Here is a 23,362-nt window from a genome sequence, read left to right on the forward strand (position 1 = left end):
GGTGAGGGGGTGAAGGCGGCGTAGCCGCCTTCACCCCCTCACCCCTTAGACCTCTTGAAAGTACTGTCATTTCGAGCGAAGCGAGAAATCTATATTTATTAGTCGGTCAGTAGTGAATAAAAAATACAGATATACTAACTTGAAAAGATATTTAAGATGAAAGGGATATTCAATTTATTTTTCATTCTTATAGCAAGTCTTCCAGCCTTTGCGCAAAGCCAATTGACTGTTGAAATATCAACAAAAAGGCTAATGCGCGATGTTTACTTCCTAGCATCCGATAGCTTGGGTGGTCGAAAGTTCCCCCTAATGGGAAGCGAAATTGCCGCCAATTACATCGCCTCGGAGTTTGAAGCTGCTAGCTTAAAGCCCATTCCCAATAATCCCAATAAGTATTTCCAGTTAATGCCTGTAACCAAACTTGACAGGGGCGAGACTCGAATTTTTGCCGATGATATCCCCCCAATAATGGGTATTTACTACTCTTTCGCATCCAATAATCCCATAACCGATAGTCTAACCCAACCCATTAGGTTCTGGGGTCAAAGTATGCCTTCGCATCAAAATATTGGCGATACTATTGTACATATTTATGCCAAGAGTATCGACGATGCAATAGCTAATTTGCAGTGCATTACATTGCAAACCAATGCAAAGGCTTTTGCCATAAGCTTACCCGAAAAGAAGAATAAACGCCTTATCTGGCGAGAGTTTTCTGCAACGCATTATAAATACCCCAACAGTATGATTCGCTCAGGTGCGCCCAGCTGGTTGTATCATCATCTTCCCAATACCAACGATACGCTCAAGGTATTTATGTTTAGCGATAAAACGCTAAATGGTATTTACGGCCAATCGATTAAGGATTTGAACAAGGAAGCGAAAAAGGTAACTGGCAAGGGTAACTCAAATGCATTACCAACAGCCTACTTAACCTACAAAACCAATTTCTACGTAAAAACCGATACGCTTTACGACAAGAATGTAATTGGCTACATTGAGGGCACCGACCTTAAGGATGAGGTGCTGATAGTAGGTGGCCATTTTGATCACGTTGGACGCATGCCCGATGGGGTTTGCCTTGGTGCCGACGATAACGCCTCGGGAACAGCGGGAGTAATGGAATTGGCTCGTATGTGTGCCCAAGCTCAGTCCAATGGGTTTGAGTTTAGGCGGTCGGTAATGTTTGTTGCATTTGCAGCAGAGGAATCGGGGCTAAACGGCTCAATGTACTATATTAATAATCCAATTTTTCCGCTTGAGAAAACGGTTATGATTATTAATATGGATATGATTGGACGCTCAGACAATAAACCCAACAAGAAAGGGTACGTTAGCACCTGGGCCATTGGACGGGGAAAAGTTAAGCGCCCAACCAAACGGCTAATTCGTAAAATCGATAGGCAAATGGATAACACTAGCTTTTACCTAAGGCAAGATTTCCCTGAGAATGTGATGTGGTTTATGGGCTCCGACCACTTCCCTTTTTACAGGAAGGGCATCCCTGGGCTAATTGTTACCACAGGTACGCATGACGACTACCACAAGCCAACCGATACCCCCGATAAGATAAATTACGAAAATATGGCCAACGTGCTAAAGGCAATGTTTGCCCTAATAACCGATGTTGCTTCGGAACCCGATAAATATCCTGCAAAAGTTGAGAAGTAAAGGCTCTAGATTTCTTTAGTATCCAGCGCATCGCGCAATCCGTTGCCTATTAGCGTAAAGGCTAGCACCAGCAGCATTATGGCTACGCCGGGCAGTATGGCAAGGTAGGCTTTGTCCATTATCAGATACCCATAGTGGTCTTTTATCATTGTGCCCCACGATGGGATTGGGGGCTGAACGCCAATTCCCAAAAAACTTAAACCTGCTTCTAGCAGTATGGCTGTGGCAAAGTTCCCTGCCGATATTATGGCCATAGGCCCCATTACGTTGGGCAGTATATGCCTAAATACAATCCGTCGAGTGCCAAAACCCAGCACCTTTGCGGCCTCAACAAACTCCTTCTCCCTAAGGCTCATAACCTGTCCGCGAACCACACGAGCTACCTCAACCCACATGGTTAGACCCACGGCCACAAAAATTTGCCAAAAACCCTTGCCCAGCACTATGGTTAGGGCAATAACCATAAGCAGCGTGGGGATTGACCACACCACGTTTATTAGCCACATAACAAAATCATCGTACCGGCCACGGATATAACCAGCCGTTGCGCCCAGCGTAATGCCAATAAGCAGCGATATGGCTACCGCAATAAACCCCACGGCCAGCGATATTCGCGAACCAATAAGCAGTCGGCTTAGCATATCGCGCCCAAACCTATCGGTACCCAGCCAAAAGCGGCGGGTTTTTATATGCTTTTTTTCAATTGCTGATGCAATATCGGCTTTGGTAAATTCGGTTGACCCATTATTGCCCCAAATGGTTATGCTGTTATCTTTTATTTTGATGTTTTCACTGCAGTGGTTAGGGAATAGTATATCAGTCACTGGGTAAATACTCTCAATGGTAATGCTATCTTCGGGCTCGGTGTATTCAGTGACTACAATTTTCCAGTCCTCAATTCGGTAATCGAGCGTAGGAACCTCTCGGAATTGGTTTTGCGCCCCACCAACAAGTTTCCCGATTAATCCTTTCTTCTCAACGCCAGAGCCTCTGGGAACAAGGAAGAACTTTACTTTAAAACCCGGCTTGTGAGTAGCAATTTCCAGATGCTGATTATTAGCCCATGGCGTAGGGTCGGGGGCAATAAGGTAACCCAGAATAGCCAAAACAGCAATCAACCCAACAAACACTGACGAAACTAGCGGGAGCCTATTCCGAAAGAACTTCCGAAATGCTACTCGCCACGGCGACCCCTCCCTGTTGTTGCTAGTGTTCATTTATTTTGTTGGTTTGTTGGTTTGTTGGTTTGTTGGTTTGTTGATTGATTGCCTGCCTGCCTGCCTCTGGCAGGATTGGTTAACCCTGCCAATAGCAGGTATCCCTTCCAATGGACAGCCAAGCTGCCAGCGTCAAAAGAGATTGACTGATTGATATTCAATTTTTATCATACCTTCGTTTCCATCTACTATTAACAATCATTGCCATACCAAACGCAACAACTATATATATTGGATAAACAAGTTGCAAAGGTATAAAAACATATAGTAGCGATAGCTTTTTGTGTTGCTTAAGGTATGGGATCAGCAGCAGCAAATCGGCTATAGATTTTACAACGTACCCCAATCCAAGTACCTTTAAATATGCAATATTCCAGATCGATAGAATTGCCAACATTACTAGCAAAAGGTTAAATAGCAGCACTGTAAAGCCAACAACAATGGCAGTAAAATCGGTATAGCCAGTCGATTTTGAAGCCCATCGGGCACGTTGCGCAAGAAATTTACTAACCGATTTTACGGGTTGGGTTAAAACCAGCGCACCCTTACCCTGAAGAGGCGATATTTTGAAATCCTTTTTGCGCTTGGCGCAATGCAGCAGAAAAACATCGTCGCCCGAGGCGTATTTGGGGTTTAGCATCTGATGCTCAAAGCCAAGCATACTTTTATTGAACGATAAATTTGCCGCGCTTGCCATAAACGGGAGCCCAACACTACAGGCCCCAATGCTGCTTGCCGTTAGACTTGCGTGTTCGAGCGCCTGCATCTTTTCGAAATAATTACTTGTTGGCGATATCATCACCGGCCCAATAAGCATTTGCGCTTTTTTTGTTTGATAGGCCAATGCAATGTTCCGTAGCCAGCTAGCAGGATGTGTGCAGTCGGCATCGGTAAGCACAATGGTATCGTTTTTTGCAAGCGTAACACCCAAGGCAACAGCTTGCTTTTTTCCTTTGCTTTGGGTAGGCAACTCCGCTAGCTGTATGTTAGTGTGTTGCTCTGCCCATTTTTTGGCCATTGGCCAAGTATTGTCGGTTGAGTGATCGTTAACCAGAATTACTTCATAATTCTCAGTTGGATAATCTTGCTTTAATATCGATATAAAGAGGTTGTCAATATTTGCTTCCTCGTTACGAACCGCCACAACAATAGACATTGAAATGGTATGCTGTTCACTAAAGTTGTGCATATGCCTAAAAACTAACCCTGCAGCAAATAGCGCAAACACAACAAAGTAAATTGTTGCCAATATTATTAGTGCGTAAATGGCAACTTGCATAAGCTAATTTGCTAAAATGAATTGCTCTATCAAACCCGCCGCTTTCTCAATTTCCTCGGCTGGGCGGGCAATGTTTATTCGTAGCCAGCTGGCGTAGTTCTTGCTAAAATGCTCGCCCGGTATGGTTGCCACACCCGCCTTGCTGTATAGCTCGCTGGCAAAATCGAATCCATCGTTTATGCCTTTGGGTAGCTTGGCCCAAATAAAGCATCCGCCATTAGTTGGTGGAATGGTAAAACCTAACTTTGCCAGTAGGGGCGCAAGGTAGTTGAAGTTGGCTTGTACATTGTTCCTAAAATTCTCAACAAACGCCTCCCCAAACTCATTGTCCTCAAGGTAGGTTGCCAGAGCTTCTTGCAGTATCGATGGTGCGCAAAGGCCAATATAATCGTGAATTGAGCGTATTGCCTTACGATGCTGCTCATGCGCGTAAAGGTAGCCAATGCGCCAGCCTGTTATGCATAGCATTTTCGAAAAGCTATTCACATAGAACACGTTGGGCGAGGTATGCTCCAGCGGAAGGTATGGCTCGTTATCAAAATACAAATCTTTGTAAACCGCATCAAAAATCAGATAAAAATCCATCTCCTCGGCCATCCCTACAAGTTGGTTAACCTCATGCTTACTCCACGTTTTGCCAAATGGGTTGCCCGGCGACGAGAGGAATACGATTTTAACATTACGCTCGGAAATGGCCTTTTTTAAATCATCAAAATTGATTGAGTATTCCTCGTTTAGCGGATAGCTTACGAATGGCTGTCCGAATATCGTGGGTAGCTGGCTGTAGCTCTCGTATGCTGGGTCGAAGCTTAGAACGCCAAAATCTCCACCTAACTTTTTGGTAAGGTAGGTGTATATTAGCGATATGGCTTCGGTGGCTCCCTGCACAACCAAAAAATTATCAATATCAACCGTAAAACGTTTTGAGTAGTGGCTGTGGATTTGGCCAAGCAGTCTAAAGTTGCCCAACCCCGGGGCGTACTGATGAGTATTGCTGTGCACCAACTCCTCGAGCGATTTGCGAAGCTCTACCGGTGGTTGAAAACCGGGGATGCCTTGCGCCAGGTTTATGCCTCCGTTTTGCTTTACCAAATTGCTAAAGTAGCTTATGTACGAGCCCTGCGGTTTTGTTTTGTGTATATTCATCTGTCAAAAAATTTAATATCCAAAGGTAACCACTTAACCACTGATTTTAAAGCTTCCCATTGTAAATATAGATACCTTTGTATAAATGTAATTTTAAAAAATCTACCTAGATGAGCAATTGTCTTAAAAACTGTTTGGCTGCGATTGTAATGATGGTAATGGTTTGGCCAAGCAATGCCCAAGCTCAGGTGAACTTCGATGTTGAGGCCGGTATTGTTGCGACTGGTTACAACGATGTTCGGATTCCTGGCGATGCAGGTACGTTCCTTTCGCTTTCCGATGAGCTTAGCTCAAGTGCCAAGTTCTTCTCAAGGCTTAAGGTTGGTTACCGTATTGGTGAGCGCCATGAGGTGCTGGTCCTTTTTGCTCCGCTGGAGTTCTCGTACAGGGGCGTTGTGGATAGGGATATAACTTTTCAGAACGAGGTTTTTTTGGCTGGGACCAATATTGATGCAATATACAAGTTCAACTCATACCGACTTTCGTATCGATACCTATGGGTGCAAAATCCAAAGTTCCATTTTTACGCTGGGGTTACGCTCAAAGTGCGCGATGCCAATATTGGCCTAAAGGGTTTGCCTGAGCAGGAGGCCGTTAAAACCGATTTGGGGGTTGTTCCGTTAATTAACTTCTATGTGCACTGGAAACCCACCAACCGTTTTGGGCTGCTGCTCGATGGCGATGCGCTGGCTGCGCCACAAGGCCGTGCCGAGGATGTGCTTGTTGCCGCCACCTTTAAGCTAACCAATAGCTTTACTGCTAAGGCAGGCTATAGGTTACTCGAGGGTGGTGCAGATAACGCTACGGTGTACACATACTCTATGTTTCACTACGGTGTTATTGGGGTAATAATTAACCTTGATTAAATCGCCATAAAACCAACCCTATCTACTAAAAAACATCGGGAACAAAGTTCTGATCGGTAATGGGTGGGCGGATATAAGAGAAATCATCCTTACGCTCGGGCATTTCTATTGGCCCTGGAGCCAAATCTTTATAAGGTATCTGGCTCAATAAGTGGTGAATGCAGTTGAGCCGTGCCCGTTTCTTATTGTCGGCATGCACCACGTACCACGGCGCTTGCTTAATGTCGGTATGGGCAAACATTTTGTCCTTGGCCATAGAGTACTGCACCCACTTGCTGCGCGACTCAATATCCATTGGGCTTAGCTTCCATCGTTTCACGGGATCCTCATTGCGAGCCTTAAATCGTTTCTCCTGCTCGGCATCGCTAACCGAGAACCAGTATTTTATTAGGATGATATTGGAGCGCACCAGCATCCGCTCAAACTCGGGGCAGGAGCGGAGGAACTCAATGTACTCGTCGTCGGTGCAAAAGCCCATTACGCGCTCCACGCCGGCACGGTTGTACCAGCTGCGGTCGAACAGTACCATTTCGCCACCTGCGGGCAGGTGTGGAACGTACCGTTGAAAGTACCACTGGGTTTTCTCGCGCTCGGTGGGCACGCCAAGGGCAACCACTCTGCAAAAGCGGGGGTTTAGCCGCTCGGTGATGGTTTTGATCACACCTCCCTTCCCAGCCGCATCGCGACCTTCGAAAATCACCACAACCTTCAGTTTGTTCTGCTTTACCCACTCCTGCAGCTTGATAAACTCAATTTGCAGCTTGTACAGCTCCTTCTCGTAAACCTTTTTTTTGATTTTTTTCTTGTCCTCTACGGCCTCGTAGTTTATTGGTTCTGCTGAGGTGTCTTTAGGTTTTTCCTTTTCTCCCTTAGCCGATTTTTCATCCTTGTGTACCATAGCCAAATGGTTTTGGTTTTTAGTTATGTGATTCGAAATGAAAGTTACGACAATTTTGCCAATCGGCAATTGCTTATTGGGATACAAAAAACTTGGGATTCGATAATGCACCAAACCCCAAGTTTCAATAAGCATTTATATTAGCATCTATCTGTAAATCATTTCCGCCATCTCAACCATCTTTATAAAATCGTTCTTGTAACCAAATTCGTCGTTACCCTTTGCTTCTTTTGCACGAGCCAATGCGTTGGCAAATGAACTGGTTCCCTTGAATTCCGATTCGCGGAGTAGCATCCCAAACTCAGCAACCGATGAGGCAAATTGCAGGTTGCTGGTCGATTTTGTTTTGCCCTCTTTAAGCACTTGTGAAATTAGTTGACTGTTACTCTCTCCGGGTTTCTTATATCGTAGCTTTACGGTAAGCAGATCATTGCTGCTTGTGAGGGTTTGCTTTGTGTATTTTAGTGGGTCGATGCTTGTGTTGCTATCGCTGCCACCCGCTGGAACAATTTCGTACAAGGCGGTAACGGTATGCCCGCAGCCAATATCGCCAGCATCTTTTTTGTCGTCGTTAAAGTCCTCGCTGTTAAGCATCCGTTTCTCGTACCCAATTAGGCGGTACTCCTTCACCTTGGCGGGGTTAAACTCAACCTGAATTTTCACATCGTTGGCAATGGTATAAAGCGTGCCCCAAAGCTCGGTGCCAAATACCTTTTTGGCCTCCATAATATTATCGATATAGGCATAGTTGCCATTACCTGCCATCGATAGTTCCTTCATTCTACCGTCCTTGTAGTTGCCCATGCCAAAACCTAAGATGGTGAGGTAAACGCCGCTCTCGCGTTTTTGCTCAATTAGTTTTTTTAGCTCCGAGGTGCTGCTTACGCCTACATTAAAATCGCCATCGGTTCCAATAATAACCCGATTATTGCCTCCGTGGATATAGTTTTGCTGCGCAATTTTGTAGGCTAGCTTAATACCCGCTCCACCAGCTGTTGAACCGCCTGCCTGAAGCATATCGATTGCACTAGTGATTTTTGCCTTTTCTGCTCCGGGTGTCGACTCCAAAACCAAACCTGCTGCACCTGCATACACCACAATGGCAACTCTATCCTGAGGGCGAAGTTGGTCAACCAAATACTTAAATGCTTGCTTTAGTAGGGGCAACCTATTGGCAGGATTCATTGAACCCGATACATCTATTAGGAAGACCAGGTTGTTAGGTGGTATTTGCTCTTCGTTCACATTCTCGCCCTTTAGGCCTATAAGAACTAGCTGGTTTTGCTCGTTCCAAGGGCATTTGTCGGTCTCCAGCGTAACCGAAAACGGATGACCATCTGTGGGCTGAGGATAGTTGTAGTCAAAGTAGTTAATTAGTTCCTCAATGCGAACTGCATCGCTATAGGGCTTTTGGCTTTGGGTTAAAAATCTGCGTACGTTGGCGTACGATGCTTTATCCACGTCAATCGAAAAGGTTGATAGCGGGTTGGCAAGTGCATCCTTAAAAATATTCTCGCTTATGGGCGAGTACTCCTCAGTATTATAATCAATTGGGATGTAGTCATGGGTTTGCATAGTGTAATTTGCAGTTGGCATACCAATGGCCATAGTGTAATGTTCGCGCATTTTGGTAGGAGTAACTTCTGCATCAATTGAGTAAATCTCTTCTTCAATCACCACCTCATCCTTTTTTAATACTGATTTTGATAGGTTCAATTCCAACTTGGTTTCCTTACCCCTATGGATGTAGACGGTTATCTTGTGGTCTTGATAGCCTTTTGCCTTAACCTCAACGCTGTAGGTGCCTGCTTTTAGGGATATTTGGAATTGCCCATTGGCCTTACTTGCTGTTTCGGCAACAAAATTGTTTTGCTGGTAAACCGAGATTTTGGCTTTGCCAATGGGTGTTTTGTCATTGTAATTGGTTACAATTCCAACGAGTGTCCCCATATCGGGACTAACAGTAGTGAAGGAGCTTAGAATGACTATCCAAGCAATTGTAATTAGTTTTTTCATAGCGCAAAGTTTTAAGTTTAACATTCACATCTTTACATTACAGATGCTGCACTAAGCGATTTTCCATAAAGCTGAGTACAAAATTTTTTTTTACATTTGAAGGATCTAATTTTACCGCTTTGATTTTTAGCCCAAAACCTGAGAACCTAACCGATCTGGATCTAGTTGCCCGCTATCAGAAGAATGGCGATAAGCAGCTGGTTGGTTTGCTTTACAAGAGGTACACCGGGTTTGTATTTGCAGTTTGCCTGAAATACTTGCGCTCGCGATCCGAGAGCGAGGATGCTGTTATGCAGATTTTTGAAAAGCTTTTCGATGACTTGAAAAAGCATAGTGTTCAAAATTTCAAATCGTGGCTGTATACAGTGGCCAAAAATCATTGCTTCCACATCATCCGAAGTAAGAAGAAGGAGCACCTGGTTGGGGATATGGTGAAAAATAATCATCCTCAGCATATGGAAATATCAAACAATATGTATCATGATAATGAAGATTTGCTTGAGCAGCAGCTTGGCCATTTGGAACAAGCATTGCCCAAGCTATCGGAAGAGCAACGGATATGTGTTGAACTTTTCTATCTAAAGCAGAAGAGCTACAATGAGGTGGCTAGCATCACGGGCTATACATTGGGGCAGGTAAAGAGTTATATTCAGAATGGTAAACGAAATTTAAAGATAAGCCTAACGGGCAATGAGCAGTAAAATCGACATAAAGTACAATGGGCAGGGGTGCGTATCACAGAATACTTTGGTGCAGTACCTAAAGGGCGAGCTAGGCGGTTTAGAGATGAACTCCGTTGAGCGCCACTTGTCGGGTTGCCCTATGTGCGCCGATGAGCTGGAGGGGCTAAGCCTGCTCGATGACCCCAAGGAAATAATAACCATTTCAGCATCCATTAATAGTAAAGTTGATGGTAGTGTTGCTAAGGGTGGTCGGATTGTTCGTTTGCTTTCACCTTTATCAGCCGTCGCTTCAGTGGTTTTGCTAGTAGGAATATCAACTCTGATTTATTATACGTCAACGCTTAAGCCCGAACCGAATATTGTTTCGGAAAGTATAGGCGAGCCAATGCCCATATTGGAGGAGGTGATCCCAATTCCTCCAGCACCTCCTGTTCATGCAGAAAAAAAAGATGCAGAGGAAGTACAGCCCGTCAAGCATAAAGTCGAGGAAGAATCTTTGCCCATTACCAGGCAAGAAAGAGCGGAGGTAGGCGAAGCTTCGACCAAAGTTGTAGCCAAAAGTACTCAAGAGCCTAGGTCGGAGACTGGTGCCGTAAGAACAGTTCGTCCAGCAGCAAAGCGATCAACAGTTAGTAGTCAACCTAGAAGCAATGCTTATCATCAACCAATAGCAGCCAATGCTTATGCCCCTAAAGCGAGGTTGAAGGAGAAGAGCTTGTATTCCGATTTGGAAATTGAAGCAGATGCGGTTCTATACGATGTGGAAAATTACCAGCCCATTATTGTTGATGCTGCTAGCTATCTGGCCGATGATGAGGAACCAGAACTTGAAGAGGGGGCTGTATTTGTTGTTGTGGAGGAAATGCCTCGGTTTAATGGAGGAGATATAAACAACTTTAGGGATTACATCAATAAGAATTTGAGGTACCCTGAGTATGCTGCTGAAAGTAGTATTCAGGGTAGGGTTATCCTTTCGTTTGTTGTGGAGCCCACAGGAAAAGTGTCAGATGTTAAGGTGCTTAGAGGGGTTAATCCTTACCTAGATAAAGAGGCCGTCAGGGTCATCGAATCGAGTCCGTTATGGGAGCCAGGGAGGCAAAGAGGAACCCCGGTTAGGGTTTCGTTCATTATTCCGGTGATTTTTATACTGCGTTAAGGAAAGGGGTTTTCTAAATGGTTTTGTTAAGCGTCTAATTTCCCTTCCATATTTAATAGGAATACTTATTAAAAAGAGGGTGTCCAAACTTTTTGGTCACCCTCTTTCTTTAATTTGTTCTTATCTCAGATATTTATTCCGGTGGCTCAAAACCATAAACAATACCCTTAACCAAATGAGTGGGAGTTTCTCCATAACCTCCCTTTGACTCACGATGGGTAATGTACACCACAATACCCCCCATATTCACAGCTCGTTTCTTAAGCCTAATATCAGCGCTACGCTGAGCAGCTCTAGCATTCCGACTTTGTGGCGACGATTTGCCATCTGCCTCACCAAGGGCAAAAAGGCCCTCTACATCTTCTAGGTTGTCGGTTAAAATCACGGTTTTCCAGTCGCCTTCATCCACCATCATCACCGCAAGATCGTTAAAACTTTCCACCCTACCATTACGGTAGATAATTCGGTGAACCTGCTTACGGTCGATATCCTTAATCTCGCTCTCGCCAAGGGACATATATGTAATGCTAGTTGCGGTAACCCCCTGGACATTCACGGCAACCTTTCGTCCGCTTATCAACATAATAGTGTCAGCAGGAACAACATCCTTAGCATATGCAGCAAATGTTGTTGAAGTGAAAACTATTAGTAACGCTAGGATAAACTGTCTCATATTTATATAGAATTGGTTTGCGATAATGAAATCTTTTAGCCTTGGTCAGAAATGGATACAAACCCAATGCCAAAACCATTGTCAAAACCATAGGTTGAGCAATATCAATTTCAACTGCAAATATACAAAAATACTTGGGCTATTAATAGTTAATGAATGTGAAAGAGTGATGTTGTCCAATATTTTAGGTTGTGGTTTTTGTGCTGACTTCCGCTTAAACCCTGCCCTTATTTGTATCTAAAACGACTCGATTGCAGCTAAAGCTTTTGTCCAAATCAATCATTAGTTTATTTTTGTGAGGTCATATTTATATGTTCACAGGTCAATGAAAAGATTTATCACCCTATACATTGTAATGCCAATTGTTTGGTTGCTAGTGGCCATATCATGCTTAATTTTTTTTATTGGCGATGTTGTTGTATGGCTTCTCACCTTTTGGTGGGATAGGCGCTTGTGGATACTTCAGCGTTACTCAATTGTATGGGCGCTATCATATATCTGGATAAATCCGTTTTGGCGTATCGACTTTTCGGGCAAAGACAATGTTAGTCGTGGACAGCCATATATTATAGTTGCTAATCACCAGAGTTCCTTTGATATTGTGCTTTTGTATCGGTTGTGGATGCATTTTAAGTGGGTGGCCAAGCGTGAACTTTTCCGAATGCCATTCATTGGATGGAACTTATGGCTCAATAGGCATATAGTAATTGATAGGGCAAGCCTACGGGGGGCCAAAAAGATGCTGCTCGAAGCACAACGTCACCTTAATAAAGGGACTTCGGTGTTAATTTTTCCCGAGGGAACACGAAGTGTTGATGGAGCAATTAAGCGATTTAAAGATGGTGCTTTTATGCTCGCCAAAAAAGCCAATATTCCCATACTGCCTGTAGTAATAAATGGGAGCAAGGAGGTATTTCCTAAAAACGGTTACGTAGTAAAGGGCGCTCAAAAATTTACTATGCGCATACTGCCTCCAATACATCCTGATACTTTTGCAGATAAAAGTGTAGACGACCTAGAGGCCGAGGTACATAAGCTAATGGTTGAAGTGCACAAGGAGGTTGCGCCCGAGTATTACAAAGAGGTTAACGTATAGTTTTCTCATTATACCTAACCCATTCAGAAAGAAAAGTATTATATTGTCAAAAATAAATTTTTAAACTATGAATCCAAAGGTAAGTATCATTATGGGTAGCGCTTCGGATATGTCGGTGATGGAGGAGGCGTGCAAGATTTTAAATGACCTAAAGATCCCCTTCGAGATTAATGCCTTATCGGCGCATCGCACTCCCGATCAGGTAGCCGAGATGGCTCGTAAGGCTCACGAGCGTGGGGTTAAGGTGTTTGTTGCTGGAGCCGGTGGAGCAGCCCATCTTCCAGGGGTAATTGCGGCATTTACTCCACTTCCCGTGATTGGAGTACCCATTAAAGCATCCATTTCTATCGATGGTTGGGACTCTATTCTCTCAATACTGCAGATGCCAGCTGGAATACCCGTGGCCACAGTGGCCCTTAACGGGGCTCGTAATGCTGGTATTTTGGCTGCTCAAATTATTGGCACTGGCGAAAAGGAGGTTTTTGATAGGGTAGTTACCTTTAAGGCTGAGCTGGCACAAAAGGTTGTTTCGGCAAATGCCGAGCTGGCAAAGGTGCAATTCGAATACAGAACTAACGGTAAATGATAAAGGAAAAGATTACGCACAACAAACCAAGAAGTAGGGTTCCGGCCATACTAGCTATGGCCAGCCTAATTTTGATGGTGTCGCCATACTTGGCTTCGGCTGATCTTCCTGAGGAAAAGGCCGGGGCAAGGTCTGCAGGCCTAGGCTATAGCACTGCTGCAATTATCGATGGGTGGTCGCTATTTCACAATCAGGCTGGTGTGGCATACCTTGAAAACCCATGGGTTGGAGTACACCATGAAAATAGGTTCATCTCACCCGATCTTAACTTTAGCGCATTGGGAGCAATGCTTCCCGTTAGGGTTGGTACCCTTGGCTTGTCTATTAAAAGGTTAGGGTTTAGTCAGTTTAGCCAAACAAAACTTGGACTTGCCTATGGCATGAAGTTGGCCCCAACCCTGAGCGCTGGGGTACAGCTGAATGCTCATCACATTTTTGTGGCGGGCGAGTATGGTAGCACTATGGTGCTTTCTGCCGAGGGAGGGCTTATTTATAGCCCTAACGATAATCTAAATGTGGGTTTTCACGTTGTGAACCCAACTCGCAGTAAATTGCTCGACGATCAGCGAATTCCCACGCTTTTGAATCTTGGCCTCTCATACCAAATTGGCGATATGGTTATGGTAACCTCAGGTGTTGAGAAAAATCTCGATGCTGATTTTTCATTTAAGGCGGGTGTTGAGTTTGAGCCCATAAATAGTTTGTACTTCCGGATGGGGATGGCCTCAAATCCCTCTTTGCTAACCTTTGGAGTGGGATATCAGATCTCGTCAATACAAATTGATTTAGCCTTCTCCAGGCATGAAATATTAGGATACACTCCCCATTTTTCACTTTCGTATGTTTTTGGTGCTAAAGCTAGCCGATTACCGGAGACTGAAACACCCCAGCAATGATATATAAGCGCCTAATAATATTAGTAATCTTTGCCTTAGCATTAGGCACATCCTTTGTTTTGGGGCAGGACTTCGAGGTCGATCCTCAAAGTATCATTGCAGATATTATTGAGAATATCGTAGCAAATAGTGAGGACGAAAGCATTGACGTGGATGCGTTGGCCGAAGACCTTATTTACTATTCAGAGAACCCCATTAACCTTAACTCAACTACCGCCGAAGAGTTGGGCCGTCTGCTATTCTTGTCCGATTTTCAGGTTCGAGCCTTGCTCGATTACGTGAAAGACCACGGGGCAATGCAAACCATATATGAACTTCAGCTTGTGGTGGGGTTCGACTTTTCCGATATTCGTAACCTAGTACCGTTCATCACAATCTCATCGGAGATCGAAACCACAAGGCGCCCCCTTTTCCAGTACGGCAAGCATGATATGTTTGTTAGGGCGCGTTCGCTTATCGAAACGCAGCAAGGTTATACCCCAGCACCCATCGACAACCCCACCGCAACCCGCTACGCAGGTAATAAGCTAGGGCTATACACCCGCTATACCTATAGCACAAGGGGAGGCTTTCAGTTCGGATTTGTTGGCGAGAAAGATCCTGGCGAAGAGTTCTTCAGGGGATCAAACCCCTATGGTTTTGACCACTACTCTGCCCATATGCAGATTACAAATGTTGGTAGGGTAAAAAGCTTGGTAGTTGGTGATTTTAATGCTGACTTTGGGCAAGGGCTTACCCTTTGGACCAGCGCATCGTTTGGCAAATCGCCTGATCCTATGGGGGTAAGAAAAAGATCAAGGGGGATTTATAGATACAGCTCTACCAACGAGAACGAGTTTTTACGCGGTGCAGGTGCAACAGTTACTTTGGGTCGATTTGAGGTATCTGCTTTTGGGTCGTACAAAAAGATTGATGCCAACATTACCGATTCGCTGATCGATGGCAATTACTACTTCACCTCGCGGCCAACTAGTGGTCTGCACCGTACCCCCAATGAAATATCAAACAAGAAGACCCTTGGCGAGTTTGTTGCAGGAGGTAACGTGAATTTTTCGGTAGGTAACCTAAAAGCAGGGGTGACAGGTTCGCTTGTTAATCTCGATGCGGCCTACGATGCCCCCAACCAACCCTACCGATACTTTGAACCGCCTTTACAGAATAGAGCTAACCTCGGATTTGATTATACCTACGGCCTAGGAAATCATTTGATTTTTGGCGAGGCAGCCACAACCCTAGGCCACGGCAGTGGAATTGTGTCGGGCGCATTGTTACGCCTCCATTCGTTGCTTACCATGTCGGTTATTGGGCGCTACTACGAGAAGGATTACAGCACCTATTACACTGGCGCTTTTGCCGATGGTTCCTCGCCCGCAAACGAGAGTGGGGTATTGGTTGGGTTACGCTTCCTGCCATACCGACACTGGCAAATGGCAGGCTATGTAGATGCATTCCAGTCGGACTGGTTGCGCTTTGGGATTAACGCTCCCTCCCGTGGTCGCGACTACCTTTTGGAGACCACATATAGCCCCCGTTCGCGCTTAAGCTTCATGCTCCGATATAGGCTTAAGCAGAAGGATAAAAATCAGGTGGTTGACGATGAGCCTACTCGTTGGGTAGTGCCCTACACTCAGCAAGCCCTTCGTTTCCACTTAGCCTATAACCCAACCCGCGAAATTCATCTTAAGAGTCGAATAGAATTTTCGTGGTACGACGAGGAGAACCTACCTCAAGAATCAGGGATTATGGTTTATCAGGATATATCGTATCGACCCCGCCAGCTACCCCTTACTCTAACCGCTAGGTTTGCTGTTTTCGAAACCGACTCGTGGAATACAAGAATTTACGCCTACGAGAACGATGTGCTCTACTATTTCTCGATACCAGCCTACTACTCGCGAGGTTCAAGGGTGTTCCTGCTGGCAAAGTACTCCATTGGTCGAAGCGTTGATATTTGGTTTAGGGTGGCTCAAACATTCTTTGCCGATCAGGATGTGCTCGGCACGGGTTTAGATAGGATTGATGGCTCCACCCGAAGTGATGCTCGTATTCAGCTTCGATTTAAGTTTTAATCTAATACTTTTCCTCTATGGATTGGCTCAACCAGATGCTCGAACAAAAAGTTATACTGTATCCAGCAATTATCTTTAGCACAACGCTCGTCTGTTTTTTTCTTATAAGGATCATTCGTGGCCTGATGAATAGGAGTATCAGAAAGGCCTCCGCTATCTTAAAAGTTGATCCTACAAAGTACACATTCTTAAAAAATACGGTTAGCGTAATAATTATTTCCATTGGGATAATTATTGTTTTTCAGCTAATCCCCGAGCTGCGTAAGCTGGGGATGCCGCTTTTTGCTGGTGCAGGTGTTCTAACGGCTGTAATTGGGTTTGCATCACAGCAAGCCCTTTCTAATATTGTTGGTGGAGTCTTTATCGTAATGTTTAGGCCATTTAGGGTAGGCGATTTAATAAAGATTGGAACTATGCATACTGGAACAGTTGAGGATATAACGCTTAGGCACACCGTGATTAGAGATTTTGAGAACCGAAGAATCATTGTCCCCAATGCCATAATGAACAACGAGGTAGTAGAAAACTCAAATATTACTGACGAAAGGGTATGCTTGAGGTTCGAGGTGAATATTGCCTACGATGCCGATACTGATAAGGCACTTGACCTTTTGCAAAGGGTTGCAGAGGCACATCCGCTATGCATTGATATTAGGTCGAAAAGCGACACGGCTAGCGGAATGCCCAAGGTAAGGGTAGGGGTGGTAAACCTAACCGATTCGGCAGTAGTTTTGCGAGCTTGGATTTGGACAGCAAACCCCAGCGATAGCTTTGCTCTTAGATTCGATATGTTTAAAACCATAAAGAGTCGTTTCCAGGATGAGGGGGTAGAAATACCACTACCACAAAGGGTTGTACATATCAAGCGGGAGCAATAACTTTATGGAGTATAATCAGAAGGTAAGGCCAAAAAAGCAGCTTGGGCAGCACTTCCTTAACGACAAGGGAATTGCCCAGCGAATAGTCGATAGCTTATCGGCAAATGATGCAGATGCAGTTCTGGAAATTGGCCCAGGAATGGGTGTGCTCACGGCAAGCCTTCTAGATAGGTTTGCCGAAAAGTTCTATGCTGCAGATGTAGATGACGAATCGATAGAATACCTTAGGAAAACCCTTCCCCAATTGGGTGATCGGTTACTGCTTGCCGATTTTCTCAAGTACGATCTTGAGTCAATAACTAAGGGTAAGGTGGCCATTATTGGGAATTTTCCATATAACATATCCTCGCAAATATTTTTCAAAGTGTTGGAGCATCGCGACTCTGTAACGGAGGTGGTAGGTATGCTACAGCGCGAGGTGGCTCAGCGAATTTGCGAACCCCCAGGGTCTAAAACCTATGGAATTCTTAGCGTGTTGCTGCAGGCCTTTTATGATATTAAGTATCTTTTTACTGTAAGCGAGGGTGTTTTTACCCCTCCACCAAAGGTGAAATCAGCGGTAGTAAGGCTCACGCGGAATAGCACTCAGAAGTTGGATTGCGACGAGAAGATATTTGTTCGAGTGGTAAAGGCTGGTTTTAACCAACGCCGTAAGACGCTGCGAAACTCCATAAAATCGGGGTTTAACGGGTTTGTAGGGAATCACCCCTTGCTCGATAAACGCCCCGAGCAGCTTAGCGTTTCGGAGTTTGTAGAGCTCACTAACTACATTGCACTAAATCAGCCTTAGGCTTTTGTGTTAATGGCCTCCACTGGGCTTAACCTCGATGCCTTCCAGGCGGGGGCGTAACCCGATACTACCCCAATTATAGCCGACACCATTAGACCAAGGATAATATTGTCGGCGGTTAGCGTAATGGTAAACTCTGAGAGGTTCGACACAAGAGTTGTTCCTATAAAAATGAAGATTAGCCCAATGGTTCCCCCCATAAGCGATAGCAGCACCGATTCGTATAGGAACTGCACCAGAATAAAGCTGTTCTTTGCCCCTAAAGCTTTCTGGATACCAATTATGTTGGTTCGCTCCTTTACCGATACGAACATGATATTTGCAATGCCAAAGCCACCCACAAGAATGGAGAAACCGCCAATAATCCATCCCGCTATATTAATCATTCTAAATATATTGTCTATTCCATCCTTTAGGGTACTTACTTGGTTTAGCGCAAAATCATCATCTTCTATGGGTTTTAGCCTTCGTGACGACCGCATAATGCCCCTAAGCTCATCAATTAGTTCCTCTGCAGGGATACCCTGCTTTGCTTTAACCATAATGGTGGGGCCAACTCTTCTGAAATCGATAATTGAGCGTGCAAAGCTGGCGGGTATTATGGCTAGCTCATCGTGGCTATCGTCGCCAATAGCCGATTGCCCCTCTCTTTTGAGCACGCCAATTACCTCAACGTTGAACCCGCTCAGCTTTATGATTTGTCCAATGGGGTTTTTGCCCGCAAAAAGTTCCTGCGCCAACTGATTCCCAATGATGGTTACCCTGCGGCCATTGTTCAGGTCGAAGGGCGAAAAGTATCGCCCCTCCTGGACATCAAACGATCGTATCTCTTCGTAGCTTTCGGTTACAGCCAGAACCGTTGTTCGTGGAGCAGAGTTTCTTTCGAATGATATCAGGCTGTTAAAACCTACCATGAATGAAGTGGCTTGAGCAAGGGTACTACTCGTTCTAATGGTTGCTAAATCCTCCAACGAGGGTTGTGGTCGGTTCATATATTTCCACCAAGGGTACTCACCTCCCATGGACCAAGGCCATTTCTGAACATATACCACATTGTCGCCGAGCGACTCCAGGCTGTTTCGAACATTGCGCTCAAGCGAGTCAAGAATGGTGAATACCGAGATAATGGCAAAAATTCCAATGGTAATTCCAAAAAGGGAAAGGAATGTACGCATCTTATTCACCGTAATCGATTGGAAAGCAAAGGCCATGCTTTCGCGCGAAAGCTTAACGAAGATGATAAAGGGCTTTAGGGGTTTCATACAGTTGTGCTCGGTTGAGTGGGCAATCCAAATTAGTTTTGCAAATCAATTGTCAAAGGTAAAAAAGCATGATTAAAAAAACGACATCATTTTGTTAATTTAAGTCGGTTTGTGAGTGATAAATTCGAAGCTTTTAGCCATTTTTGTAACCTAATAGGTTCTAAAAAAACCATTTCCTGTCAACTGTAGATTTATTGAACTGAAATACAGCTAGATGAAGCAAATTAAAACAGCCCTTATTTCTGTTTACCACAAGGATGGTCTCGATGAACTCGTTCATCAGCTCAATAAGTTTAATGTTAAAATATACTCAACCGGAGGAACTCTTAAATTTATTCAGGATTGTGGAGTTGAAGCCGAGGCGGTTGAGGATTTAACCAGCTACCCATCGATACTTGGAGGCAGGGTTAAAACTTTGCACCCCAAAATTTTTGGCGGCATACTTGCCCGCAGGGGTAACGAGAACGATCTTTTCCAGCTTCAGGAGTACCAAATCCCCGAGATTGACCTGGTGGTGGTAGATCTTTACCCATTTGAGGATACTGTGGCCAGTGGTGCCAGCGAGCAGGAGGTGATAGAAAAGATCGATATTGGTGGGATATCGCTTATTCGGGCAGCTGCCAAAAACTTTAGGGACGTGCTAATCGTTTCGTCTCGCGCTCAGTATCGTGAGGTTATTGATATCCTTGATACCAACAATGGCGAAACAACGCTCGACGAGCGCAAGCGGTTTGCTCGAGATGCTTTCAACGTGTCAAGCCATTACGATTCGGCAATATTCCAATACTTTTGTGGCGAGGCTACGCCTCCAGCGTTTAAGCTTAGCGTGCCCAAAATCAATACGCTTCGATATGGGGAGAACCCACATCAAGAAGGCATTTTTTATGGCGATTTAGCCTCAGCCTTTACCCAGCTGCACGGCAAGGAGGTTTCGTACAATAATCTATTAGATATTGATGCTGCCCTAAGCCTTATTACTGAGTTCGATGAGCCGACCATCGCTATACTAAAGCACAATAATGCTTGCGGTTTGGCCACTCGTATTAGTTTAGCTCAAGCATGGGTTGATGCCTTAGCCGGCGATCCCGTTTCAGCATTTGGTGGTGTGATAGCTTCAAATCGTCCTATTGACGAGGCAACCGCCGAAGAAATGAATAAACTATTCTTCGAGGTGGTTTTGGCGCCCGATTATTCTGAGGAGGCATTACATATGCTAAAATCAAAGAAAAACAGGATCATCCTTAGGGTAAACGGTTTTGACTTCCCCGCCAAGCAATTCCGCAGCTTGATAAACGGTGTGCTAGTTCAGGGAAGAGATTCGAAGACTGAGCAAGTAGCGGATATGAAACCTGCTACAAGCAAAGAGCCAACGCAGCAGGAACTGTCCGATATGGTTTTTGCCAACAAAATTGTGAAACACTCCAAATCAAATGCAATAGTTTTAGCAAAAGATCAGCAGCTAATTGCCAGCGGTGTTGGTCAAACCTCACGGGTTGATGCTCTAAAGCACGCCATTGCTAAAGCAAAAAGTTTTAACTTTGACCTTAATGGAGCCGTAATGGCCTCCGATGCATTCTTCCCCTTTGCCGATTCGGTGCAGATTGCTTCCGAAGAAGGCATTACTGCAGTGGTACAGCCAGGCGGTTCGGTGCGCGATCAGGAGGTTATCGACTTCTGCAACGAGGCCAAGATGGCCATGGTTTTTACCGGAACACGACATTTTAAGCACTAGATAGTAATTAACGTAGATACATTAATCAAATGGGACTATTTTCATTCTTCACGCAGGAGTTGGCCATCGACCTTGGCACTGCTAACACAATCATAATTTATAATGACAAAATTGTTGTTGATGAGCCATCAATTGTAGCATTGGATCACAGCACTGGAAAGCTAATCGCCATTGGCGAGAAGGCACGCCAGATGCATGGAAAAACCCATGAAAACATTCGTACTATCCGCCCATTGCGCGATGGTGTGATTGCCGACTTTAATGCTGCCGAGCAGATGATTCGCGGGATGATTAAAATGATTAACACAAAGAACAAGCTGTTTACCCCATCGTTGCGCATGGTTGTATGTATTCCCAGTGGTAGTACCGAGGTTGAGATCCGTGCGGTGCGCGACTCGGCCGAGCATGCAGGTGGCAGGGATGTGTACATGATATACGAGCCTATGGCCGCCTCAATTGGCATTGGCCTCGATGTGGAAGCACCAAGCGGTAGCATGGTTGTGGATATAGGAGGCGGAACATCGGAAATTGCTGTTATTGCGCTTGGAGGGATTGTTTGTAACAAGTCGGTGCGTATTGCTGGCGATGCCTTTACAGCCGACATACAGGCCTACATGAGGCATCAGCATAATATTAAAATTGGAGATAAAACAGCAGAGGATATAAAAATTGCGGTGGGTTCAGCTTTACCCGATTTAGAAAATCCCCCTGCCGACTATATTGTGCGTGGTCCAAACCTGATGACAGCGCTGCCCATCGAAATCCCAATTTCATACCAAGAGATTGCTCACTGCCTCGACAAGTCAATCTCGAAGGTGGAGACCGCCATCCTAAGCGTGTTGGAACAAACCCCACCCGAGCTTTATGCCGATATTGTTCAGTCGGGGATATACCTTGCGGGAGGTGGAGCCCTACTTAGAGGGCTCGATAAGCGATTAACCGATAAGATTAATATACCTTTCCATGTGGCCGAGGATCCGCTTCACGCCGTTGCTCGTGGAACAGGCATTGCGCTAAAGAATGTCGATAAGTTCCAATTCCTAATGCGCTAAATCAAATAGTTAGCTGAAGAATTAACTGCTCTAGAACCATGAACAGCCTTATACGGTTTATAGTTAGGTATCAATTTTTTCTACTGTTCCTTGTTTTAGAAACGTTCTCGTTTTGGCTTTTAAGTACTCACTCATACTACCAGAGCACCAAGCTCGAGGATGCCACTAGAACCCTAACCGGTTTTGCCAGCACTAGAATTAGTAACGCTACAAAGTACTTAAAGCTTGCCGAAACTAATGAACATCTGGCGCAGAGTAACCTAGAGCTCCGAAACCAACTTGCAGCGCTAAACACTAGGTACGATTTGCTCAGGAATAAATTGGGAGATACGCTTGTTGAACCCAACTATTCGTACACCCTTGCCAAGGTGGTAAACAACTCAATTAACAAGCAGTATAACTACTTAACCCTGAATGTTGGAAAAGATCACGGGGTGAAGAAAGAGATGGGCGTAGTATCGAGTCAGGGGGTTATTGGAATAGTTGCAGGGGTATCGTCGAACTACAGTACAGTTATCTCGCTGCTTAATGTTGACCTTAAAATTTCGGCTAAGCTTAAGCGCACCAATCATTTTGGATCGCTATATTGGGATGGGAAAAACTACAGGGAGGTTCTATTAACTGATGTTCCACAGCACGTGGCCGTTAGTATTGGCGACACCGTTGTTACAAGTGGTTACTCGGCAATTTTTCCTGCCGATATAAATTTGGGAACCATAAGTTCTGTTGAAGGCAAAGGGTCTAATTTTCATAATCTTAAGGTAAAGCTGTTTGCCGATTTCAAACAGCTAAGCTCGGTTTGGGTTGTGAGCCCTAAGCTCGAGAGCGAGCGCGAAGATTTGGAAAACACCACAACGCTTAGGTAGATGGTAAAAGATATAGTTAAATATAGTGGCTTGTTTGTTCTGCTAATACTTTTGCAGATCTTTATCCTTAACAATATACAGCTCAGTGGGTACATTAACCCATACCTGTATGTACTCTTCATACTGCTTTTACCCTACGAAATTGCTGGCTGGGCATTACTAATTGTAGGACTCCTAACTGGGCTTACAATCGACACCTTTATGAATACCTACGGTATGCACTCATCTGCCACAATTTTTTTGGCGTTTTTGCGTCCGTATATGCTACGGATGTTAGCCGACAGGGAGGATGTTGATAAAAAGGGAAATCCCTCGCTCTCGGGAAATGGTTTTGTTTGGTTTCTCAAGTATGTGTCAATTTTAGTGTTTGCCCACCACCTGATGCTATTCTTCATCGAAGCTTTTTCGTTCTCAACATTTTTTTCCACCTTGTGGCGCACCCTGCTAAGTTCAGTAACCACCACCATTTTTATATTCATTGCCATGCTACTGTTCGATAAGAAACAGTAATCATAAAATGCCCTTATAGC

General features: G+C 44.7%; 21 protein-coding genes. 14 read left to right on the top strand and 7 right to left on the bottom strand.

Features of this window, described 5'->3' with window-relative positions; translation table 11 throughout:
- Nucleotides 1-156 precede the first annotated feature (156 nt).
- On the top strand, nt 157-1,671 hold the full coding sequence (locus G8O23_RS06725) for a M28 family metallopeptidase (protein ID WP_166363058.1): 1,515 nt from the start codon (nt 157-159) through the stop codon (nt 1,669-1,671).
- Nucleotides 1,672-1,676: 5 nt separating this feature from the next.
- On the opposite strand, the gene G8O23_RS06730 is transcribed toward G8O23_RS06725, so the two are convergent.
- From G8O23_RS06730 to G8O23_RS06740, 3 genes are all read right to left on the bottom strand, one after another.
- Complete coding sequence (locus G8O23_RS06730; protein ID WP_166363060.1) at nt 1,677-2,888, bottom strand: ABC transporter permease; 1,212 nt, start codon at nt 2,886-2,888, stop codon at nt 1,677-1,679.
- A gap of 157 nt (nt 2,889-3,045) precedes the next feature.
- Nucleotides 3,046-4,167: a glycosyltransferase gene (locus G8O23_RS06735; protein WP_166363062.1), complete on the bottom strand. Its 1,122-nt coding sequence runs from the start codon at nt 4,165-4,167 to the stop codon at nt 3,046-3,048.
- A gap of 3 nt (nt 4,168-4,170) precedes the next feature.
- Nucleotides 4,171-5,313 carry a pyridoxal phosphate-dependent aminotransferase gene (locus G8O23_RS06740; protein WP_166363064.1) on the bottom strand — a complete coding sequence of 381 codons (1,143 nt, stop codon included), beginning with the start codon at nt 5,311-5,313 and terminating at the stop codon, nt 4,171-4,173.
- A gap of 110 nt (nt 5,314-5,423) precedes the next feature.
- Here G8O23_RS06740 and G8O23_RS06745 point away from each other — a divergent pair, with 110 nt between their 5' ends.
- Complete coding sequence (locus G8O23_RS06745; protein ID WP_166363066.1) at nt 5,424-6,179, top strand: hypothetical protein; 756 nt, start codon at nt 5,424-5,426, stop codon at nt 6,177-6,179.
- Between the two features lie 25 nt (nt 6,180-6,204).
- Here G8O23_RS06745 and ppk2 read toward each other — a convergent pair whose 3' ends face one another.
- Nucleotides 6,205-7,077 (bottom strand): polyphosphate kinase 2, encoded by an 873-nt coding sequence (gene ppk2, locus G8O23_RS06750; RefSeq protein WP_166363068.1) that lies wholly within the window; start codon nt 7,075-7,077, stop codon nt 6,205-6,207.
- A 147-nt stretch (nt 7,078-7,224) separates the two neighbouring features.
- The gene (locus G8O23_RS06755) at nt 7,225-9,093 is read right to left on the bottom strand and encodes a YfbK domain-containing protein (RefSeq protein ID WP_166363070.1); all 1,869 of its coding nucleotides are present in this window, start codon (nt 9,091-9,093) and stop codon (nt 7,225-7,227) included.
- 119 nt (nt 9,094-9,212) lie between these two features.
- Here G8O23_RS06755 and G8O23_RS06760 point away from each other — a divergent pair, with 119 nt between their 5' ends.
- Entirely contained in the window at nt 9,213-9,794 is a 582-nt protein-coding gene (locus tag G8O23_RS06760; protein ID WP_166363072.1) for an RNA polymerase sigma factor, read from the top strand.
- Entirely contained in the window at nt 9,784-10,932 is a 1,149-nt protein-coding gene (locus tag G8O23_RS06765; RefSeq protein ID WP_166363074.1) for a TonB family protein, read from the top strand. Before G8O23_RS06760 ends, G8O23_RS06765 begins: the two co-directional genes overlap by 11 nt.
- A 133-nt stretch (nt 10,933-11,065) precedes the next feature.
- Here the strand turns inward: G8O23_RS06765 and G8O23_RS06770 are convergent, their stop codons facing one another.
- Entirely contained in the window at nt 11,066-11,605 is a 540-nt protein-coding gene (locus tag G8O23_RS06770; protein WP_166363076.1) for a hypothetical protein, read from the bottom strand.
- A gap of 325 nt (nt 11,606-11,930) precedes the next feature.
- On the opposite strand from G8O23_RS06770, the gene G8O23_RS06775 reads away from it, so the two are divergent.
- The 6 genes from G8O23_RS06775 to rsmA all read left to right on the top strand — a co-directional run bounded on the left by G8O23_RS06775 (nt 11,931) and on the right by rsmA (nt 17,920).
- Nucleotides 11,931-12,701 carry a lysophospholipid acyltransferase family protein gene (locus G8O23_RS06775; protein WP_166363078.1) on the top strand — a complete coding sequence of 257 codons (771 nt, stop codon included), beginning with the start codon at nt 11,931-11,933 and terminating at the stop codon, nt 12,699-12,701.
- Nucleotides 12,702-12,768: 67 nt separating this feature from the next.
- Nucleotides 12,769-13,287 carry a 5-(carboxyamino)imidazole ribonucleotide mutase gene (purE, locus tag G8O23_RS06780; protein ID WP_166363080.1) on the top strand — a complete coding sequence of 173 codons (519 nt, stop codon included), beginning with the start codon at nt 12,769-12,771 and terminating at the stop codon, nt 13,285-13,287.
- A complete protein-coding gene (locus G8O23_RS06785; protein WP_166363082.1) occupies nt 13,284-14,183 on the top strand; it encodes a PorV/PorQ family protein in 900 nt (299 codons plus the stop codon). Before purE ends, G8O23_RS06785 begins: the two co-directional genes overlap by 4 nt.
- Nucleotides 14,180-16,252: a ComEA family DNA-binding protein gene (locus G8O23_RS06790; RefSeq protein ID WP_166363084.1), complete on the top strand. Its 2,073-nt coding sequence runs from the start codon at nt 14,180-14,182 to the stop codon at nt 16,250-16,252. Before G8O23_RS06785 ends, G8O23_RS06790 begins: the two co-directional genes overlap by 4 nt.
- Before the next feature lie 125 nt (nt 16,253-16,377).
- Nucleotides 16,378-17,130 (top strand): mechanosensitive ion channel family protein, encoded by a 753-nt coding sequence (locus tag G8O23_RS06795; RefSeq protein WP_166363086.1) that lies wholly within the window; start codon nt 16,378-16,380, stop codon nt 17,128-17,130.
- Between the two features lie 4 nt (nt 17,131-17,134).
- The gene (rsmA, locus tag G8O23_RS06800; protein WP_166363088.1) at nt 17,135-17,920 is read left to right on the top strand and encodes a 16S rRNA (adenine(1518)-N(6)/adenine(1519)-N(6))-dimethyltransferase RsmA; all 786 of its coding nucleotides are present in this window, start codon (nt 17,135-17,137) and stop codon (nt 17,918-17,920) included.
- On the opposite strand, the gene G8O23_RS06805 is transcribed toward rsmA, so the two are convergent.
- Complete coding sequence (locus G8O23_RS06805; RefSeq protein ID WP_219932437.1) at nt 17,917-19,182, bottom strand: ABC transporter permease; 1,266 nt, start codon at nt 19,180-19,182, stop codon at nt 17,917-17,919. The genes rsmA and G8O23_RS06805 overlap by 4 nt on opposite strands.
- Before the next feature lie 214 nt (nt 19,183-19,396).
- On the opposite strand from G8O23_RS06805, the gene purH reads away from it, so the two are divergent.
- The 4 genes from purH to G8O23_RS06825 are packed head-to-tail and all read left to right on the top strand — an operon-like array spanning nt 19,397 to nt 23,342.
- Complete coding sequence (purH, locus tag G8O23_RS06810) at nt 19,397-20,914, top strand: bifunctional phosphoribosylaminoimidazolecarboxamide formyltransferase/IMP cyclohydrolase (protein WP_166363090.1); 1,518 nt, start codon at nt 19,397-19,399, stop codon at nt 20,912-20,914.
- Nucleotides 20,915-20,943: 29 nt separating this feature from the next.
- Nucleotides 20,944-21,966, top strand: coding sequence for a rod shape-determining protein (locus tag G8O23_RS06815; RefSeq protein ID WP_166363092.1), 1,023 nt, complete (start codon nt 20,944-20,946; stop codon nt 21,964-21,966).
- A 38-nt stretch (nt 21,967-22,004) separates the two neighbouring features.
- A complete protein-coding gene (mreC, locus tag G8O23_RS06820; RefSeq protein WP_166363094.1) occupies nt 22,005-22,832 on the top strand; it encodes a rod shape-determining protein MreC in 828 nt (275 codons plus the stop codon).
- Nucleotides 22,833-23,342, top strand: a complete 510-nt coding sequence (locus tag G8O23_RS06825; protein ID WP_166363096.1) for a rod shape-determining protein MreD — start codon at nt 22,833-22,835, stop codon at nt 23,340-23,342.
- Nucleotides 23,343-23,362: the final 20 nt, after the last annotated feature.

It is taken from the genome of Perlabentimonas gracilis, from assembly GCF_011174675.1.
In the GTDB taxonomy this organism is placed as follows: domain Bacteria; phylum Bacteroidota; class Bacteroidia; order Bacteroidales; family Tenuifilaceae; genus Perlabentimonas; species Perlabentimonas gracilis.

Coding starts and splice junctions, on each gene's coding strand:
- G8O23_RS06725 (WP_166363058.1), top strand. CDS start 157: ATGAAAGGGATATTCAATTTATTTTTCATTCTTATAGCAAGTCTTCCA.
- G8O23_RS06730 (WP_166363060.1), bottom strand. CDS start 2,888: ATGAACACTAGCAACAACAGGGAGGGGTCGCCGTGGCGAGTAGCATTT.
- G8O23_RS06735 (WP_166363062.1), bottom strand. CDS start 4,167: ATGCAAGTTGCCATTTACGCACTAATAATATTGGCAACAATTTACTTT.
- G8O23_RS06740 (WP_166363064.1), bottom strand. CDS start 5,313: ATGAATATACACAAAACAAAACCGCAGGGCTCGTACATAAGCTACTTT.
- G8O23_RS06745 (WP_166363066.1), top strand. CDS start 5,424: ATGAGCAATTGTCTTAAAAACTGTTTGGCTGCGATTGTAATGATGGTA.
- ppk2 (WP_166363068.1), bottom strand. CDS start 7,077: ATGGTACACAAGGATGAAAAATCGGCTAAGGGAGAAAAGGAAAAACCT.
- G8O23_RS06755 (WP_166363070.1), bottom strand. CDS start 9,093: ATGAAAAAACTAATTACAATTGCTTGGATAGTCATTCTAAGCTCCTTC.
- G8O23_RS06765 (WP_166363074.1), top strand. CDS start 9,784: ATGAGCAGTAAAATCGACATAAAGTACAATGGGCAGGGGTGCGTATCA.
- G8O23_RS06770 (WP_166363076.1), bottom strand. CDS start 11,605: ATGAGACAGTTTATCCTAGCGTTACTAATAGTTTTCACTTCAACAACA.
- G8O23_RS06775 (WP_166363078.1), top strand. CDS start 11,931: ATGAAAAGATTTATCACCCTATACATTGTAATGCCAATTGTTTGGTTG.
- purE (WP_166363080.1), top strand. CDS start 12,769: ATGAATCCAAAGGTAAGTATCATTATGGGTAGCGCTTCGGATATGTCG.
- G8O23_RS06785 (WP_166363082.1), top strand. CDS start 13,284: ATGATAAAGGAAAAGATTACGCACAACAAACCAAGAAGTAGGGTTCCG.
- G8O23_RS06790 (WP_166363084.1), top strand. CDS start 14,180: ATGATATATAAGCGCCTAATAATATTAGTAATCTTTGCCTTAGCATTA.
- G8O23_RS06795 (WP_166363086.1), top strand. CDS start 16,378: ATGAATAGGAGTATCAGAAAGGCCTCCGCTATCTTAAAAGTTGATCCT.
- rsmA (WP_166363088.1), top strand. CDS start 17,135: ATGGAGTATAATCAGAAGGTAAGGCCAAAAAAGCAGCTTGGGCAGCAC.
- G8O23_RS06805 (WP_219932437.1), bottom strand. CDS start 19,182: ATGAAACCCCTAAAGCCCTTTATCATCTTCGTTAAGCTTTCGCGCGAA.
- purH (WP_166363090.1), top strand. CDS start 19,397: ATGAAGCAAATTAAAACAGCCCTTATTTCTGTTTACCACAAGGATGGT.
- G8O23_RS06815 (WP_166363092.1), top strand. CDS start 20,944: ATGGGACTATTTTCATTCTTCACGCAGGAGTTGGCCATCGACCTTGGC.
- mreC (WP_166363094.1), top strand. CDS start 22,005: ATGAACAGCCTTATACGGTTTATAGTTAGGTATCAATTTTTTCTACTG.
- G8O23_RS06825 (WP_166363096.1), top strand. CDS start 22,833: ATGGTAAAAGATATAGTTAAATATAGTGGCTTGTTTGTTCTGCTAATA.